Source organism: Aliirhizobium cellulosilyticum (genome assembly GCF_014198105.1).
Lineage (GTDB): Bacteria > Pseudomonadota > Alphaproteobacteria > Rhizobiales > Rhizobiaceae > Neorhizobium > Neorhizobium cellulosilyticum.
In genome coordinates this window covers 1-1,051 of record NZ_JACIGW010000027.1, presented here as the reverse complement: position 1 = coordinate 1,051, position 1,051 = coordinate 1, and the positions used below count along the sequence as shown (strand labels likewise).

Sequence of the window (1,051 nt, the reverse complement as noted above, 5' to 3'; positions counted from 1 at the left end):
TAGAGCGTTTCCTCGTATTTCTGAATCGTTTCGGATACCCAAATCACCTGTGTTCTGATTCACTGATGCTGGCTGGATGGAGGCCAGCATTCTATGACCGCACCGATATCGAATGATCTTCGTGAGCGTGTTGTTGCGGCTGTTTTGAGCGGCGAGAGTGTCCGTACAGTGGCTGCACGCTTCGAGGTGGCGGCGTCCTCAGTGGTGAAGTGGTCTCAGCGCCATCGCATGACGGGATCGGTTCGCCCAGACAAGATGGGTGGTTATCGCAAGCGCATTCTGGAGCCACATCGTGACTTCATTGTCGAACGGCTCACTCAAAATCCGCATCTGACGCTGCACGGACTGAAGGACGAGCTCGCCTCGCGAGGCCTCGCCGTCTCCCATAATACGATTTGGAAGTTCATCCGCAGCGAGGGTCTGCGCTTCAAAAAAAACGCTGTTCGCCCTTGAACAGGCTCGTGCCGATGTTGCCCGCAGAAGAGAGCGATGGAAGACCCTGCAGCAGCACCTCGATCCTGAGCGACTGGTGTTTATTGACGAGACCTGGATCAAGACCAACATGACGCCGATCAGGGGCTGGGGACCAAGAGGCAAGCGTCTGCGAGCGTTTGCGCCACATGGCCACTGGCGCACGCTGACATTCCTGGGTGCCTTGAGGAACAATCGGCTGACAGCGCCTTGTGTCTTCGACGGGCCAATCAATGGCGAATGCTTTCGCGCTTATGTCGAACAGCAGTTGGTGCCGGTGCTCAAGCCAGGCGACATCGTCGTCATGGATAATCTCGGCAGCCACAAGTCGGCGACAATCCGCCAATTGATCAAGGCCGCCGGTGCCCGGCTCTGGTTCCTGCCGCCCTATTCCCCAGATCTCAATCCGATCGAGCAGGCCTTCTCGAAGATAAAGCATTGGATGCGCAATGCACAAAAGCGCTCCATCGACGATACTTGGCGCCATATCGGCAAACTGGTCGAAACAATCCAACCCGACGAATGCGCCAATTATCTAACAAATGCAGGATACGGTTCCGTCAAAAGGTGAAACGCTCTA

At 55.8% G+C, this 1,051-nt stretch carries 1 protein-coding gene; it reads left to right on the top strand.

All coding sequences use genetic code 11. The features are described from left to right. The first annotated feature begins 93 nt into the window (after window positions 1-93). Window positions 94-1,042, top strand: a protein-coding gene (locus GGE33_RS27370; RefSeq protein ID WP_183830639.1) for an IS630 family transposase whose coding sequence is annotated in 2 segments (ribosomal slippage) — window positions 94-429 and window positions 431-1,042 — 948 coding nt in all. Because the reading frame shifts where the segments join, the coding sequence is not laid out codon by codon here. Window positions 1,043-1,051: the final 9 nt, after the last annotated feature.